Raw genomic sequence first — 15,777 nt, 5'->3', positions numbered from 1 at the left:
TGCGGCGCGAGGCCGAGCCTGCACGGCGTGTGAGCGGGACCGCCTGCCCCGCCGACCCGCGTGAGCGGGGCGGAACAAGGAGTGGCAGTATCTCTGCAGCGCGCCTGCTGCCGGCGACCTTGCTCGCCGTCAGCCTCGCGGGCCCGGCTGCGGCGGGGGAGATCATCGTCTCCCCCGGCGAGGCGCTGCAGGGGGCGATCACCCGGGCCGTGCCGGGCGATGTGCTGCGGCTTGCCCCGGGCACGCACCACGGGCCCGTCGTCGTCGACAAGCCGCTCGTGCTCGACGGCGGCGGCGAGGCGACCATCCTCGGTTCCGGCGAGGGCAGCGTCGTCACCGTGACGGCGCCCGGCGCGACCCTGCGCGGGCTCACCGTGCGGGGCTCGGGCCGCAACCTCGACGGGCTCGATTCCGGCGTCTTCCTGGCGCGCACGGCCGAGGGCGCGCTCGTCGAGCAGAGCCGCTTCGAGGACAATCTCTTCGGCGTCTACATCCACGGCGCTGTCGACGCGCTGGTGCGCGCCAACACCATCGTCGGCTACGGCGAGGGGCGCACGAGCGAGGCCGGCAACGGGGTCTCGCTGTGGAACGCGCCGGGCGCGCGCGTTCTCGACAACGACATCAGCTTCGGCCGCGACGGCATCCTCGTCATGACGAGCCGTAACAACATCTTCCGCGGCAACCGTTTCCGCGATCTGCGCTTCGCCGTGCACTACATGTACGCCAACGACAGCGAGGTGAGCGACAATGTCTCGACCGGCAATACGGTCGGCTTCGCCATTATGTTCTCGCATCGCCTCGTCGTGCGCGGCAACGTGTCGGACGGCGACCGCGACCACGGCTTCCTGTTCAACTACGCCAACGGCTCGCGCATCACGGAGAACGTCGTGCGCGGGCGCGAGCAGCCGGCGGCGCGCTGGCTCGGCGCGGGCATGCGCGCAGGCGACGCGAAGGAGCACGGCCTGCCCGTGGCCGAGGTGGCGGAACGCACGGCGGACGGCCCGACGCGCACGGGGCCGGAGAAGTGCGTCTTCATCTACAACGCCAACAGGAACCATTTTGCCGGCAACCGCTTCGAGGGCTGCGAGATCGGCATCCACTTCACGGCGGGCTCCGAGGGCAACGCGCTCACCGGCAACGCCTTCGTCGCCAACCGCACGCAGGTGAAATACGTCGGCACGCGCCATCTCGACTGGTCGAAGGACGGGCGCGGCAACTACTGGAGCGACAACCCGGCCTTCGACCTCGACGGCGACGGCATCGCCGACACCGCCTACCGCCCGAACGACCTCGTCGACCGCGTGCTGTGGACAGCCCCGCGGGCGAAGGTGCTGCTCAACAGTCCGGCCGTGCAGGTCATTCGCTGGGCGCAGGCGCAATTCCCGGCGCTCTATCCCGGCGGCGTCGTCGACAGCCGGCCCCTCGTCGCCCTGCCGCCCGAGCCCGCCCAGCCCTTGCCCACCGCCGGAGTGAGGCCATGACCGTCACCGTCGCGCTCGAGCGCGTCACACGCCGCTTCGGCCCGGTCGAGGCCGTGCGCGACGTCTCCTTCACGCTGCCGCCGGGCGAGATTGTGGCCCTCGTCGGACACAACGGCGCCGGCAAGACGACGCTCATGAAGCTCATGCTCGGCCTCGTGCGGCCAAGCGAGGGCGCGGTGCGGGTGCTCGGCGAGGACCCGGCGGCCGGCGAATTCGCCGCGCGCCGTCGCCTCGGCTTCCTGCCCGAGAGCGTCTCCTTCAACGGCGCTCTGACGGGGCGCGAGACGCTTGCCTTCTACGCCCGCCTCAAGGGCGAGACGCCGGCCAGGGCTTTCGCCCTCCTCGACCGTGTCGGGCTCGGCGCCGCGGCGCTGCGCCGCGTCGGCACCTATTCCAAGGGCATGCGTCAGCGCCTCGGCCTCGCCCAGGCCCTCCTCGGCGCGCCTCGTCTCCTGCTCCTCGACGAGCCGACGACGGGCCTCGACCCGGCGCTGAGGCAGGGCTTCTACGAGATCCTGCAGGAATTGCGCGCCGGCGGGGCAACCGTCCTCCTCTCCTCCCACGCGCTCACCGAGCTTGAGGGGGAGGCCGAACGCGTGCTCATCATGAACCGGGGCCGGCTCGTCGCAAACGGCTCGCTTGAGGAATTGCGGCGTCTTGCACGCCTGCCGGTGCGCATCCGCGTCACCGGCGAGGCGCAGGGGCTCGACACCTTTGCGCAGCATCTCGGCGGCATCCATCCCTCACGCCGCGTCAATGGCCATGTCGTCGAGATCGAGACCGAGGCGGAGACGAAGATTGCGGTGCTGCGCCGGGCGCTCGGCGAGGGCGCGGCGATCTCGGACGTCGACGTCCTGCCGCCGACACTCGACGAGCTCTACGCCCACTTCCTGCGCGCGCAGGAGCGTTCGCCATCAGGGGAGGAGCGCGCATGAGAACCGTCTGCGTCATCGCCGCCAAGGAGATCCAGGAGGGCCTGCGCAACCGCTGGGTGCTCGCGACCACGCTGCTCTTGGCCGGCCTCGCCCTCACCCTCACCTTCCTCGGCTCGGCGCCCACGGGCCAGGTGGGCGTGCGCGCCCTCGACGTCGTGGTCGTCAGCCTGTCGAGCCTGACGATCTTCCTCCTGCCGCTGATCGCCCTGCTCATCGCCCACGACGCCATCGTCGGCGACATGGAGCGCGGCACGATGCTGCTGTTGCTCAGCTATCCGGTCGGCCGCGGGGAGGTCGTGCTCGGCAAGTTCCTCGGCCAGGTCGCGGTGCTTGCCTTCGCCACGCTCGTCGGCTACGGCGCGGCGGCCGTGGCGCTCCTCGCCGGAGGGACGGCGATCGACGGCGAGAGCCTAGCCGCCTTCGCGGCGATGATGGGCTCTTCCGTTCTGCTCGGGGCGGCCTTCGTCGCACTTGGCCATCTCGTCAGCGCCCGCGCGCGCGATCGCGGCACGGCGGCGGGGGTTGCCGTCGGGATCTGGCTGTTCTTCGTCCTCCTCTACGACATGGGGCTCCTCGGCCTCCTCGTCGCCGACCGGGGGCGCCTCGTCTCGGCGCGCATGCTCGACGTGCTCCTCCTCCTCAATCCGGCCGATGCCTACCGCCTGTTCAATCTCGCGGGATCTGGCGGCGTCGGCCGCTTCTCCGGCATGGCGGGCCTCGCCGCCTCGGCGGGCATGGGGCCTTCGGTCCTCCTCGCCGCGCTCGCGCTATGGACGGCGGTGCCGCTCGGGCTCGCAGCCCTCTCCTTCTCGCGGAGGGAACTGTGATGCGCCTTCCCGGCCTCGCCCTTCTGTCAGCCCTTGTCCTCGCCGGCTGCGGACAGCAGGAGACGGCGGGCGCGCCGCCCCCGCCCCAGCCGCTCACCCGCGAGGCGCTCGGCGCCTATTGCGGCATGAACGTGCTGGAGCACCCCGGCCCCAAGGGGCAGATCATCCTGGCGAGCCGCCTCAGCCCGGTGTGGTTCTCCTCGGCGCGGGACGCGCTGGCCTTCACCATGCTGCCGGAAGAGCCGAAGGACATCGCGGCGATCTATGTCTCGGACATGGGCCGGGCGCCGAGCTGGGAGGAGCCGGGCGCCACCAACTGGATCGACGCGCGCAAGGCCCTCTTCGTCATCGAGAGCCGCCTGCGCGGCGGCATGGGTGCGGCGGAGGCGGTGCCCTTCGCCGAGCGCGCCGCGGCCGAGCGGTTCGTCACCGAGAACGGCGGGCGTATCGTCGCCTTCGACGACGTGCCGCAGAGCTACGTGCTCGCCGGGAACGAGGCCCCGCCGCCGGATGAAGCCGACCCGGCCACGGCCGCGGGCAGGGCGATGCATTGAGGGCGATCATGACGGAACAACTCACGCGCCGGCGTTTCATCGCCCTCAGCGCCGCCGCCGGCGGCCTCGCCCTCCTGCCGCCGGGCGCGGCGAGGGCGGCGGCTCGGCCCGAAGTCGTGACCTGGCGCGGCACCGTGCTCGGGGCCGTCGCCACCTTCCAGATCCACCACCATGACCGCGCCGCCGGCGAGCACCTCGTGGCGCGTGCGCTCGCCGAGGTGCGCCGGCTCGAAGGGCTCTTCAGCCTCTATCGCGCCGATTCGCTCCTCGTCGCGCTCAACCGGCAGGGCGCCCTGGCCGCGCCGCCCGCCGATTTCATGGCGCTGCTCGAGGACTGCCGCCGCTTTGCGGAGCTCACGGACGGCGCCTTCGACCCCACGGTGCAGCCGCTGTGGAGGCTCTACGCCGACCACTTCGCCCGCCCCGGCGCGGATCCGGCGGGACCGGGAGAGGAGGCCGTCTCCGCGGCCCTTGCCCGCGTCGGCCACGTCCATCTTCTTGTCGGGCGCGACCGTGTCGCCTTCGCCCGGCGCGGCATGGCGCTGACCCTCAACGGCATCGCGCAGGGCTTCGTTACCGACCATGTTGTCGACCTCCTGCGCGCGGAAGGCATCGCCCACAGCCTCGTCGACATGGGCGAGGTGCGCGCGCTTGGGCCCCGTCCCGACGGCCGCCCCTGGGCGGTCGGCATCGCCGATCCGTCCGCACCTGGGGCACTGGCCGCGACCCTTCCCCTCACCGACCGGGCGGTGGCGACCTCGGCGCCGTCCGGCTTCCGCTTCGACCCGGGGGGGGCCTTCCATCACCTCTTCGATCCGCGCACGGGCCGCTCGCCCGGGCGCTATGCGAGCGTGACGGTGGTCATGCCCACGGCGACCGAGGCGGACGCCCTGTCGACCGCCTTCAGCCTGATGGCGCCGGACGACATCCGCCGCGTCCTCGGCCGCATCGGTCACGGCACGGCGCGGCTCACCCTGGCAGAGGGCGGTGTCATGGAGGTGGCCGGCACCTGAGCCGGCCGTCGACCATGCGCACCGTCTCGCCCCGGGCTCATCCCGGCGATGGCAGGCGGAGCCGCCGGCTTCCCCGCGGGCTGACCCTGCGCTCCGGGCCGATATCGCTGCGCTACGTCGTCAGTCGCCCGCCCCGGTGGGCGACCTGCATGTTGGCCTCGTAGCTCGTCGGCGCGCGCTTGCCCGGCAGGTTCGCCTCGAGGGCGAGCTTTTCCAGCGTATCGAGGGCGATGTTGAGCTCCAGCACCTCGTCGAGGGAGCGCATGCGCCACATGGAATAGCCGAGCCCGTCGAAGCCGCAGCCCTTGGCTCCGGGAGGAGCTCCCGCGAGCGGGTAGGGGAACACGAAGAGCTTCGGCTTGTCGAAGCGGTAGCAGTGCCCTTCGTAGGCATAGCCGTAGGCCGCGATGACGGACACCTCGTCCTTGCCGCGCGGTTCCTTCGTCTTCTTGCCGCCTGCGGCGGCGACCTCCTGAAAGACGCTGAATCGCAGCTCGAAGCCTTCCTTCAGGGAGAGAGCCGCATATTCCTCGTTTATGCTCGGGCCGGCATTCGTGTTGAGTTGAATTCCATAGAGGAGGATTTCGTCGGGAACGAACATCTTTTCCTCGCCGGGGGCGGGAACATCGCAACATGATGTCATGTCATCCTCCGTCCATGGGGCAATGCATCAGCCGACAACCATTCTTTACAAGAAACCGCGCCAGGCGAGATTGTCCTCGAAGAGGTCGCGGTAGGGGGCAGCGCGGCTGTTGCCCGCCATCGCGACGATGGCCTCGGCAGCAGCGCCGAAGGTCAGCCGATCCGCGTTGAGGTAAGCCCAGGAGCCGGTCAGCACGAGGCCGATGAGGTCGCGCGCCTCGCTCAGCGCCGACTTCAGGGCGAAATGCTTGAGCTCGTAGTCCTGCCGCGGCACGTTGAGCAGACGCTCGATCTCCCGCGCGTCGAGCTCGCGGCGAATTTCGCCGTAGCGGCGCGGGTCGAGCGTCGACAGGCCGCGCTCTGTGGCGATGGCCTGGAAGATGTGCACGAGGGCATCGTAGAGCGCGCCCACGAAGGGCCGGGAACGGTCATGCACCTCGTCGCCCACGTCTGCGAGCTTCAGCGCATGGTTGGCGGTGCGGATCTGCCGTTCCTGGCTCAGCTCGGCGATCCGGTCGAGCTCGCTCGCGACGAGGAGACTGCCGCGCGTGCGCCTCAGGATCCGGTCGAGGGCGCTGTCGAAGGTGAGCAGCGACAGGAGCGAGACGAGATCTGCCACCGCCTCGTGGTAGGCGAGGTAGTCGCCCGAGCGGGCGAGGACGCGGGGTACGCCCAACCCCCCGAAGAGGACCGCATGCCCCGTCTCGTGGGCGATCACGTCGAAGTTCAAGGCGAAGGGAAAGGGCTCGTCGTTCGGCCCGTCCTCCTCGCCGAGTTCCAGGAAGCCGAAACCCGACTGGGCGTTGTCCCAGGGGAGATGCGGCACGATCTCCAGGCGCTCGTAGGTCGGCGTGAAGAACCACGGCAGCGTGCGGCCGAGGTAGCCCTCGCAGATGTCAAGGACGCGCCGCACGCAGGCGAAGGCGTGGGCGCTCAGGAATTCCCGCGTACCGACGGCAAGGTGATCGAAATGGCCGTCAGGGCCGGGCACCGCTGGCGGGTTGGCCGCCCCACCATAGGGCGGCAGGTAGGGAAAGTCGTACGGGGTCTTGGCCTGCACCGGATCGACCACGTAGACGCGGTCGTCGGCCGGGCCAGCGCGAATGCTGCCGGGCGGCGTCGAGATCCAGACGGTCTCGGGGCGCTCATAGCCGGGGACGAAGGGCGGCTGCGGATAGACGAGGAAGCGCGTGCCGAGGCGCGCCGCCTCGCCGGCCTCACGATCCGATAAGGAACCCGAGGGTTGCGCCATGCCGCGCCCGAAGTTGCGAGCAAGAGGCGGCGATGCTCTCACAAAGTCTTGCGACCGTCATGCGAAATCTATTCTGATGCGCCGGATGACGAATGCTCGCCTTCCGCGCGGCGCGCGACGATCTCCGCCACGTCGAAACCGGCATCGGTGAGATCATCGGCCCAGGCCGCCGTCATTGCGAAAGAGGGGCGTTTCGTCAGGCGCGCCGTGTCGCGTTCGATGCGTGCCGGATCGGCCGCGAGTGCGCGCAGAAGCGACAGGGTGTCGGCGCGCTTCTGGTCCACCGCATGGCCGGCGAGCCACGCCCCCAGGCGGTCGAGGTCCTCCGCCGCCTCGCCCGCCCCGGCACGCCGCGCGTCATCGACCAGCCGCTCGTAGGAGCGTTCGGCAAAGGGCGTGTCGGCCGCAAGGCCCGCGAGTCGTTGACGCGTCTGGCGCGCGATCACGCCCTGCCGCTCCGCCCGCCGCAGCGACAGGCGCATGTTGATGAGGGCCTCGCTGAGCGCCGGGGCGCCAAGGTCCGCGGGCCCCATGGTTACTGCGATCGCGTCGTCGTCGGCGAAGGGTGTGGCGCGGTACCAGCGGTAGACGAGGCCGTGGCCCAGCATGCCGAAGCCTGCGAGTTCGGCGGCGCGCAGCGCCCCCATGCTCGCCGCGCCGTAGACGGGCACACCCGCGTCGAGTGCCCACAGGATCTCCTTGTGCCTGACGGCGGGCACGCGGCCGAAGGCACCGTCGATCAGCACGAGGGCGCGCGGCCGGTAGTAGCCGAGCACGGCGGGAATCGAGCCCTGCTCGGCGGGCGGCAGATAGACCGCGTCGAGAATGCAGGCTGCCTCCCGCCAGGGCAGGCTCGGCCCGAGGAAGACGGCGATGGGCCGCGCCACCTCAGCGCCCCTCCGCGCCGAGCGCGAGCGGCGGCGCGACGAGCCGCGCGACGAAGAGGCCGCCGACGGTGTCGACGAGAAGCGGAACGGCGATCGCTGCCGTCGCGCCGGCGGCGGCGAGGGTGGCGAGGACGCGGTCGAGGTCGCTGCCGCGCCGGCCTGGCGGCGTATCGGAATACGGCAGATGCCGCGCTCGCGGGGGCTCGGCGAGGCGACGGCGCCATTCGGCGAGGCGCGCCCGGTCGTAGCGGCCGGGATAGAAACGCCGCGTGATGTCCTCGCGCGCGCCGGAGATGGCCGACAGGCGCGCCTGGCAGGCTTCGAGCAGGGCCTTGGCGAGCGCCCCGTCGTGGCTCGCGTCGCAGCCGAAACCGTCGGCCGGCAGGGGCGCGGGGTCCATGTCGGTGTCTCCGCCCATCACCTGCGCCCAGTAGACGGGCAGGCCATCCTCGGTCGGCACCTGCCAGGCGCCGGCAGCGAGCCCGGCCGCCCGGATCCGCTGAAGGAGGGGGACGGCAAGCGGACCCATGGCGGAGCCGAGGTCGACCTGCCGGTCGTCGAAGAAGCCGGACAGGCGGCGGGCGCGGGCAACCGCGTGGCGCTCGACGACCTCGCGCCCTGCCTGCGCGAGCGCCTCCGCGAAGCTCGCGCCCGCGCCGAGGCCCGTCGTCGTACGCGGGAAGAGCGGTGGATGCGGCGCGGGCCGCGTGTAGATCGTGTCGATGAGCGCCGCCGGCACCGGCACCGTCCGGCCGGCGAAGAGGTCGAAACCCTCCGCCCAGGCAATCGGCACCGTGGTCCAGTCGGCCTTGCCACCGTCCGCCCAGGCCCCGTAGAGGGCGCAAGGCTCCGGTCCCACGGCCGCAGCGGGCGCGGTGAAGCGGGGCGCGACCTGCTCGCCCGCCCAGGTCTCCAGCGTCTCCATGAGAGCGGAAGCGGCGGCCGCGGCGAGCGTGGCGCCCTTGCCCTGCGCAACGCTGTTGGAGAGGGCGAGCGGCCGCACGACCTGCACGACCGGAATGCCGACGCGATCGAGCCTGGTGATGGCGCCGACGCGCGTGATGCCGAAGTCTCGACGGCGGCCGATGAGCCGGCGCACCAGCCCGGCCGTCCGTTCTTCCTCCGAGGCGGCGAAGGGAAGGGCCACCGACTGCCGCAGCAGAAGCGGGACGGCCGATGCCTCGGGGAGCCCGCGGCAGCCGGAGGGGAGGGCGCTCTCGTCCTGGTGCAAGCCTTACGCTCCAACGGACTGGCTGATCGGCCCGCCGCCCTGCAGGCGCGATCTCCCGGGTCGCCCGCGCGGCGAGGGCGACGGCACCCTGCTGTTCGGCCAAGGAGCGTGCCTCGTCGAGGTCGATGAGGCAGGCCTCACCATCGTCGCCGCGCTGTTCGCGCAGCAGGGCGCGCCGACGGAAGAGTTCCGGCAGCCAGAAGAGATGGCCCGAGTGCCGGGCGCGCGCGATCGTCTCGTTGACCACTTCGAGGCCCTCGTCCGGCCGGTCGGCCAGCCCGAGGAGCTCGGCCTGCATCTCGTGATAGACGGGAAAATCCTCTTCCGTGCCGGTTTCCCGCTGCAGGCCGATGCCCCCGTCGAGCTCCGCGAGGCCGTTCTCCAGTTCGCCCGAAAGAGCATGGGCCAAGCCGCCGAAAATCTTGCTCTTGGCGTCCATCGACGGCAGCGGATGGGCATCGGCGATGGCCCGCATGCGCCGCGTCAGGGACAGGACCTCCGCGAGGTCGCGCCGGTAGAACTGCAGCATGACAGCGATGTCGAGTGCATGGCAGAGGCTGCCCAGATGCTGGATTTCCTCGGCCCAGTCGAGCGCCTCGCGGAGGCTCAGGACGGCTTCCTCCTCCCGCGCCAGGAACCACTGCGACAGTCCCCGCTCGCCGAGGGCGCAGACCTTCGCGTCGTGGCCGCCGTAACGCGTGCGGCTCGTCACCGCGCGCGCCCGGTCGTAAAGGGCAAGCCCGTCCGCGATGTGATGCAGGCAGTCCTGGTGGCGCCCCGTGTTGAAATGCGTCGCCCAGGCGCAGTGGAACGCCTGCAGGCGTACCTCGGGATCGTTGGCGCTGCGCAGGTCACCGACGATGACGCGCGAGCGCTCCCGCTGCACCTCGAAATCCGGGGCGGTGAACCACCAGCCCCAGTAGAGGGGAAACCAGCTCTCGCGCTTGAACCGATCCTGTCCCTTGCAGGCCGCGACTCCCTCCTCGTAGATCGCCCGCGCCTGTACGGACCCCGCTCCGTAGAGCGCGGTGGCGACCGGCCCCCGGATGGCGAGAAGCCGCAAGGTGAGCTCCTGCTTCACCTCGGGCGGTGCCTCGGCCTCCCGCAGGAATGCCTCTGCGTCGGTCAGGAGGCGCTCGGCTTCGAGGGGGGCCGAGCGGATGGCACAGTCCTCGGCGGCGAGGATGGCGAAACGGGCGGCCTCGACCAGCAGCCCCGCCTGCTCGCAGTGCCAGGCCATGAGGTCGTGCGGAATGTCGCCTGTGAGGCCGGCGCCCAGCATGTCGACGATACGCCGGTGCATGAGCCGGCGCCGGCCCTTCAGCAGGCTGTCGTGGGCAGCCTCCTGGATCAGCACGTGGCGAAAGCGGAAGGTCATGCCGGCCGGCGTGTCGACGCGCTGGATGAGCTCGGCCCGCAGGAGCTTGGCGAGGCTCTCATTGAGGAGGGCGCGCGAGATCTCCTCGCCCGCCAGGCGCGTCAGCAGCTCGCAGGAGAATTCTCGGCCGATCACGCTGGCGATCTGGGCGATGCGCCGGGCCCGCCCGACGGCGGCGAGACGGGCGGTCAGCAGGTCCTGCAGGGTCGCCACGCCTCGCTGGCTGAGCAGGGCCTTCCAGTCATGCACATGCGTCTGCGCCGCGCCGAGATGCACCTTGAGGAGTTGCGCCAGTTCCTCGGCGAAGAGTGGCACGCCCTCGCTGCGTTCGTGGACGAACTGGCCGAGACCAAGCGGCGGCAGGCGCGGGGCCCAGGCGAGCTTGACCATCTCGCCAACCGCCTCGGCGTTGAGGCGCGACAGGTGCAGCGAATGGACCTGCACCGTGCCGGCCTCTAGCGGGGCCGCCTCGCGCGTGGTGAGGACGAGGAGGAGAGGCAGCGAGCCAACCTCGCGCAGGAGCTCCGCGACGAGGGCCCGGGTCAGCATGTCGGCCCAGTGCAGATCCTCCAGTACGAGCAGTTGCGGTCGCGCTGCTGCCCAGCCACGCACGACGTCGCAGGCGGCGCCGAGGACGCGGCGGCGGACCTCCACCGGCGGCAGATCGACTTGCGGCGGGCGCTGCCCGCCCTTCTGTCCGCTGCCCCGTCCCTCGAAGAGAAGCGTCAGGCCCTCGGCGGCGCTTCCGGGTGGAGCTGTCCGGTACTCGCCCTCGAGTGCATCGAGAATGGGATGCAGCGGCCGGGCATTGGCGCGGGGGTGGCAGTGGAAGACACGGGTCTCGCCATCGCCGCCGACGAGGCTCCGCAAGGCCGCCACCAGGCGCGACTTGCCGATTCCCGCCTCGCCCACCAACTGGACGACACGCCCGCTCCCTCGCCGGGCTTCCTCCCACAGGGTGCGGCAAAGCGCGAGCTCCTCGGCGCGCGAGACCAGAGGCGAGGAGGGCTGGTCGACGCAGGAGGGATGATCCGTCGATTTCAGCCATGTCTCGGCGCGCCACAGGGCCTGCGGCTCGGTGAAGCCCTTGAGGGTGCGCGCGCCGACCGGCTCGAAATGGAAGGCCCTGTGCGTCAGCTGGTAGGTGCTGTCGGCGACAAGCACCGTGTTCGGCAGGGCTTCCGCCTCGACGCGCGCGGCGAGGGTCGGCGCGAAGCCGACGATGTCGCTGACAGTGGCCGGGCTCGCGTCCTCGTTGATGTTGAGGACGACGAGGCCGGTGGCGATGCCGACGCGGATCCGCACGGGTGTGTCGCGCATCGGGGCCTCGCTCGTCGGTCGAAGCCGGTCGACAAGCTCGAGCCCGGCCGCCACCGCGCTTTCCGCGGCATCCTCGGCCGCGAGCGGGATGCCGAAATAGGCGCAGCCGCCGTCGCCTCGGACGAGGTCGACATAACCGCCGAATTTCCGCACCACGGTCGCCGCCGTTTCGTGCACGCGCTTCTGCACGGGGCCCATATCCTCTGGCCCCAGACGATTGAGGAGGCTCGTGGATTCCACGATGTCGTAGAAGAGGGCCGTCACCTGACGGCGTTCGCCCTCAGCATCCGCAGTCCTCCCGACCCGCGCGACGGGGCCGTGCGTCTCGTTTCGAGAACCCTGCATCGTCCTTGGCTCTGGGCGTCGGCCGGCCGCGAAATGTTATGCAGTTTCAAGGCGGGCAGCCAGCGTATCTTTGGGGCAAGCGGCCGCTTGAGCGTCGGCCGGCGGACGGACCGGCCGTGCGCTCCCTCCCGGCGCCGCCCGCGCGTCTCAATGCGGCGCAGGCGGCTTGCGGCGGATGGGGGCGAAGGTGGACGTTCCCGTGCTGCGTCAGCCGGAGGCGAGGAGGGTCAGCACGGCAGACGTGAGGCCGAGGAGGGCGAGGAGGCCGAGCGAGATCGGGACAAAGGGCCGCGCGTGCCGGACGCGGTCGGTCTCCGGGGGTGGATGAGGGTGATGGTTCGAGGGGATCGGGAGCATGAGAAACCTCCTCACGCCAGACTCTCGGACTGGCGCGCCCCCTCCCCGGCGAACCGGCAACATGCCGCAGGGAAACGGGCCGCGCTGTGCGCCGGCGCACATCGGGGGGCGCCCCCCTGTTCCGCCAGGCGTCGCCCTCGGGGCGTCAGCCGGTGACGGCACGCGCCGGATCGTCCGGCACGTCGCCCTCCCGCGCGATGATCTCCGGGGCACCCCAGGACCCGAGCTGGGGATCGCCCGTGCGCGAGAAGGCGATGGCGCCACCGTGGGTGAGCGCGAGCTCGTGCGCATGGCGCTGCGCTTGCGCGGCGTCGCGCGCCTCCTGCGGCTCGCCGGGGACGAGATTGCCGCCCGCGTCCTTCGCGAACGGCAGCACTACGAAAAACGTCATCTGGGACATGCGCGCCTACCGCGGGATCGGCGCTCGCATATCCCCGTTCCCCATGCCCCGCGCCGGCCGGCGCGATGGCGCTGCGCCTTTCCCGTCCATGCCATTTCCGCGGCGACCACCATGCACGACCGGGCGCCAGCGGAAAAGGCGAGGAAGCGGGCAGCGTACCGGGCCCGGCGGGCATGCCGCGAAGGCATAGGGCGGCCGCGTCCTCCTGCGCTAAGCATGGGGGAGGGGAATGAACACGCCAGGGGAGGGCAGGCGATGCAGCGGCCGGGGACGCAAGCTGTGAGGGTGGAGGAGATTGCGGTGGAGGGGCTCGCCGCCGCGGCGGAGATCGTCGTCGACCGCTGGGGCATCCCGCATCTCAGGGCTGAAGGCCTCGACGACCTCTTCGTCGTGCAGGGCTTCAACGCCGCGCGCGACCGGCTGTGGCAGATCGACCTGTGGCGCAAGCGCGGCCTCGGTCTCCTCGCCGCCGACTTCGGCCCCGGCTATCTGGCGCAGGACCGGGCGGCGCGCCTCTTTCTCTACCGCGGCGACATGGCGGCCGAATGGGTGGCCTACGCTCCTGACGCCGAGGCGATCTGCACGGCTTTCGTCGCCGGCATCAACGCCTATGTGGCGCTTGCCGAGCGCGAGCCGGAACGCCTGCCCCCCGAGTTCCGCCGTTTCGGCACACGGCCGGCGCGCTGGGCGGCGGCCGACGTGGTGCGTATCCGCAGCCACGGCCTCACCCGCAATGCCCTGTCCGAGATCGTGCGAGCCAACGTGCTCTCCCGCGCCGACGCGGCGACGGACCGGCTGCGGAAGGTGCTGGAGCCCGCCGTTTCGCCTCGGATCGCCGAGGGGCTCGATCTCGCCGCCATCCCGCTCGAGGCGGCAGATGTGTTCAAGCTTGCGACGGCGCCGGTCACCTTCGACCGGGCCCGCCTCGCCGCCTCCCTCGCCGAGGCGTGGGAGTGGACGAAGGTGAACGACCTCGGCGAGGTCGTGCACCGCAGCGCGCCCGCCGCACCACCCGCCGGCACGGAGGAGCTGCAGGGGTCGAACAACTGGGTCGTGCACGGCAGCCGCACGGCCAGCGGCCGGCCGATCCTCGCCGGCGACCCGCACCGCACCCACGCAGTGCCCTCCCTGCGCTATCTCGTGCATCTCACCGCGCCGGGCTTCGACGCCATCGGCGCCGGCGAACCGGCCGTGCCCGGCATCTCCATGGGCCACAACGGCGAGATCGCCTTCGGCCTGACGATCTTCGGCGCCGACCAGGAGGATGTCTACGTTTACGAGACGAAGGAGGACGACGCGCTCGCCTATCGCTATCGCGGCGGCTTCGAGGCGATGACCGTGGTCAAGGAGCGCTTCGCGGTGAAGGGCGCGCCGGACCAGGTGCTCGCTCTCAAGTTCACACGCCACGGCCCTGTGATCCACGAGGACCCGGCCAGCGGCCAGGCGATCGCCGTGCGCTCGGTGTGGTTCGAGCCCGGCGCGGCCGCCTATCTCACAAGCATCAGTGCCATGCGCGCCCGCAACCTCGGCGAGTTTCGCGCCGCCATGCGGCGCTGGGGCGCCCCCTCGGTCAACCAGATCTATGCCGATGTGCGGGGCACCATCGCCTGGATGCCTGCGGGCTACACGCCCGTGCGCCCCAACTGGGACGGCCTGACGCCGGTACCGGGCGACGGGCGCTACGAATGGGCGGGGATGCTCGATCCCGATCTCCTGCCCATGGTGGTCGACCCGCCTGAGGGGTTCCTCGCCACCGCCAATGAGATGAACCTCGGGGCCGACTGGCCGCACGCCGAGCGTCGGGTGGGCTATGAGTGGCTGGAGAACAGCCGTGCGACGCGCATTCGCGCCGTGCTCGGCGCCGATGCCGCCCACACCGTCGCTGCCTCCTGCGCCCTGCAGACGGACACGCTGTCCATGCCCGCCGCGCGGCTCAAGCACATCCTTGCCGGGCTCGGGACGCAGAATGCGGATGCCGCGCGCGGCCTCGCGCTCCTCGCGGCATGGGACGGGTCCGTCGAGGCGGGCTCGGCAGCCGCCGCCCTCTTCGAGCTGTGGTGGACGAAGCATCTCGTGCCCGCACTCCTCGTCCGCGTCGTGGCGGACCCCGCCGTGCGCGCCCTCATCGCACCCGTCGATCCGGCCGGTGTCCTCGAGGCGCTGGAGCAACCGGACGGGCGCTTTGGCGCTCACCCGCAGGAGGCGCGCGATGCCCTGCTCCTCGAGACGCTCGCCGCCGCGGTGCGCGACGCGGCCGCCCACCTGGGCGGAGAGGCCCAATGGGCCTGGGGCGCGCTGCACCACGGCTATTTCGAGCATGCGATGAGCGCGGTCGCCGAGCCTGCGGCTGGCCCCGTGCTCGACGTCGGCCCTCTGCCCAAGGGCGGCGACGGCTCGACCGTGATGCTCGCCGCCTATCGTCCTTCGGACTTCCGCATCGTCACCGGCGCCTCCGTCCGCTTCGTCGTCGACGTGGGTGACTGGGACAGGAGCCTGTGCATCAACACGCCCGGCCAGTCCGGCGACCCGCGCTCACCGCATTACCGCGATCTCGCACTGCTCTGGGCGCGCGGGGACTATGTGCCGCTGCTCTACAGCCGCGAGGCCGTGGAGAGGGCGGCCGAGCTGCGCCTTCTGCTCTCGCCGGCACGGAGCGGCGAGGCCGCATCGGATGCCCCGCGGGCGACCGCTCAGATGTGATAGACGAGAGCGCACTCGTCGAGCTCGGCGAGCGCGCGCATCTCGGCGAGGCTGCGCTTGTCCAGAATCTCGGCCATGGCGTTGCGCACCTCCAGCATCATGAGGCGCACGCCGCAGTGCCGCTCGTCGGCGCAGTCGTCACAGCGGCGGTAGGCCGTGCGGCTGGCGCAGGGGATGGGGGCGAGCGGCCCGTCGAGCACGCGGACGACATGGCCGACGCGGATCTCGTGCGCCGGCCGGGCGAGGGTGTAGCCGCCACCCTTGCCCTTCTTGCTGTGCACGAAGCCGGCGTTGCGCAACTCGCCGAGGATGGCGTCGAGGAACTTCTTCGGGATGTTGTTGGCCTCCGCGATATCGGAGACGAGGGACAACTCGCCGGGGGGCGTGCCCGCGAGGTGGACGAGGGCCTTGAGGCCGTATTTTCCCTTGTTCGTCAGCATCGTCCGCCGTCTTTC

At 71.3% G+C, this 15,777-nt stretch carries 14 protein-coding genes and 1 pseudogene; 7 read left to right on the top strand and 8 right to left on the bottom strand.

Annotated elements, in window-relative coordinates:
* Window positions 1-119 precede the first annotated feature (119 nt).
* The 5 genes from QNA08_RS08140 to QNA08_RS08120 are packed head-to-tail and all read left to right on the top strand — an operon-like array spanning window position 120 to window position 4,810.
* Window positions 120-1,481 carry a nitrous oxide reductase family maturation protein NosD gene (locus QNA08_RS08140; RefSeq protein ID WP_340321820.1) on the top strand — a complete coding sequence of 454 codons (1,362 nt, stop codon included), beginning with the start codon at window positions 120-122 and terminating at the stop codon, window positions 1,479-1,481.
* A complete protein-coding gene (locus QNA08_RS08135; protein WP_283740201.1) occupies window positions 1,478-2,416 on the top strand; it encodes an ABC transporter ATP-binding protein in 939 nt (312 codons plus the stop codon). The genes QNA08_RS08140 and QNA08_RS08135 overlap by 4 nt, the downstream gene beginning before the upstream one ends.
* A complete protein-coding gene (locus QNA08_RS08130) occupies window positions 2,413-3,243 on the top strand; it encodes an ABC transporter permease subunit (protein ID WP_283740200.1) in 831 nt (276 codons plus the stop codon). The genes QNA08_RS08135 and QNA08_RS08130 overlap by 4 nt, the downstream gene beginning before the upstream one ends.
* Entirely contained in the window at window positions 3,243-3,797 is a 555-nt protein-coding gene (locus tag QNA08_RS08125) for a nitrous oxide reductase accessory protein NosL (protein WP_283740199.1), read from the top strand. Before QNA08_RS08130 ends, QNA08_RS08125 begins: the two co-directional genes overlap by 1 nt.
* An 8-nt stretch (window positions 3,798-3,805) precedes the next feature.
* Window positions 3,806-4,810 carry an FAD:protein FMN transferase gene (locus tag QNA08_RS08120; RefSeq protein WP_283740198.1) on the top strand — a complete coding sequence of 335 codons (1,005 nt, stop codon included), beginning with the start codon at window positions 3,806-3,808 and terminating at the stop codon, window positions 4,808-4,810.
* Between the two features lie 112 nt (window positions 4,811-4,922).
* On the opposite strand, the gene QNA08_RS08115 is transcribed toward QNA08_RS08120, so the two are convergent.
* The 4 genes from QNA08_RS08115 to QNA08_RS08100 all read right to left on the bottom strand — a co-directional run bounded on the left by QNA08_RS08115 (window position 4,923) and on the right by QNA08_RS08100 (window position 8,690).
* Window positions 4,923-5,411, bottom strand: a complete 489-nt coding sequence (locus QNA08_RS08115) for a hypothetical protein (RefSeq protein WP_283740197.1) — start codon at window positions 5,409-5,411, stop codon at window positions 4,923-4,925.
* Window positions 5,412-5,498: 87 nt separating this feature from the next.
* Window positions 5,499-6,704: a gluzincin family metallopeptidase gene (locus QNA08_RS08110; RefSeq protein WP_283740196.1), complete on the bottom strand. Its 1,206-nt coding sequence runs from the start codon at window positions 6,702-6,704 to the stop codon at window positions 5,499-5,501.
* Between the two features lie 68 nt (window positions 6,705-6,772).
* Window positions 6,773-7,591, bottom strand: coding sequence for a TfuA-like protein (locus QNA08_RS08105; RefSeq protein ID WP_283740195.1), 819 nt, complete (start codon window positions 7,589-7,591; stop codon window positions 6,773-6,775).
* Window position 7,592: 1 nt separating this feature from the next.
* Window positions 7,593-8,690, bottom strand: coding sequence for a YcaO-like family protein (locus QNA08_RS08100; protein WP_283740194.1), 1,098 nt, complete (start codon window positions 8,688-8,690; stop codon window positions 7,593-7,595).
* On the opposite strand from QNA08_RS08100, the gene QNA08_RS08095 reads away from it, so the two are divergent.
* Window positions 8,677-10,659 (top strand): hypothetical protein, encoded by a 1,983-nt coding sequence (locus QNA08_RS08095; RefSeq protein ID WP_283740193.1) that lies wholly within the window; start codon window positions 8,677-8,679, stop codon window positions 10,657-10,659. The two genes, QNA08_RS08100 and QNA08_RS08095, sit on opposite strands and share 14 nt — an antisense overlap.
* Before the next feature lie 36 nt (window positions 10,660-10,695).
* Here QNA08_RS08095 and QNA08_RS19040 read toward each other — a convergent pair.
* From QNA08_RS19040 to QNA08_RS08085, 3 genes and pseudogenes are all read right to left on the bottom strand, one after another.
* Window positions 10,696-11,865 (bottom strand): annotated as a pseudogene (locus QNA08_RS19040) (adenylate/guanylate cyclase domain-containing protein); the annotation flags it as partial.
* Between the two features lie 207 nt (window positions 11,866-12,072).
* Window positions 12,073-12,222 (bottom strand): hypothetical protein, encoded by a 150-nt coding sequence (locus QNA08_RS08090; protein ID WP_283740192.1) that lies wholly within the window; start codon window positions 12,220-12,222, stop codon window positions 12,073-12,075.
* A gap of 145 nt (window positions 12,223-12,367) precedes the next feature.
* Window positions 12,368-12,613: a hypothetical protein gene (locus tag QNA08_RS08085; protein WP_283740191.1), complete on the bottom strand. Its 246-nt coding sequence runs from the start codon at window positions 12,611-12,613 to the stop codon at window positions 12,368-12,370.
* A 264-nt stretch (window positions 12,614-12,877) separates the two neighbouring features.
* Here QNA08_RS08085 and QNA08_RS08080 point away from each other — a divergent pair, with 264 nt between their 5' ends.
* Window positions 12,878-15,322 (top strand): penicillin acylase family protein, encoded by a 2,445-nt coding sequence (locus QNA08_RS08080; protein ID WP_283740190.1) that lies wholly within the window; start codon window positions 12,878-12,880, stop codon window positions 15,320-15,322.
* Here QNA08_RS08080 and QNA08_RS08075 read toward each other — a convergent pair.
* Complete coding sequence (locus QNA08_RS08075; RefSeq protein WP_283740189.1) at window positions 15,313-15,762, bottom strand: RrF2 family transcriptional regulator; 450 nt, start codon at window positions 15,760-15,762, stop codon at window positions 15,313-15,315. The two genes, QNA08_RS08080 and QNA08_RS08075, sit on opposite strands and share 10 nt — an antisense overlap.
* Window positions 15,763-15,777 lie beyond the last annotated feature (15 nt).

The sequence above is a fragment of the Chelatococcus albus genome, from assembly GCF_030067675.1.
Taxonomy (GTDB): domain Bacteria; phylum Pseudomonadota; class Alphaproteobacteria; order Rhizobiales; family Beijerinckiaceae; genus Chelatococcus_A; species Chelatococcus_A albus.
The sequence above is the reverse complement of the archived record's forward strand: the minus strand, read 5'-3'. Positions and strand labels throughout refer to the sequence as shown.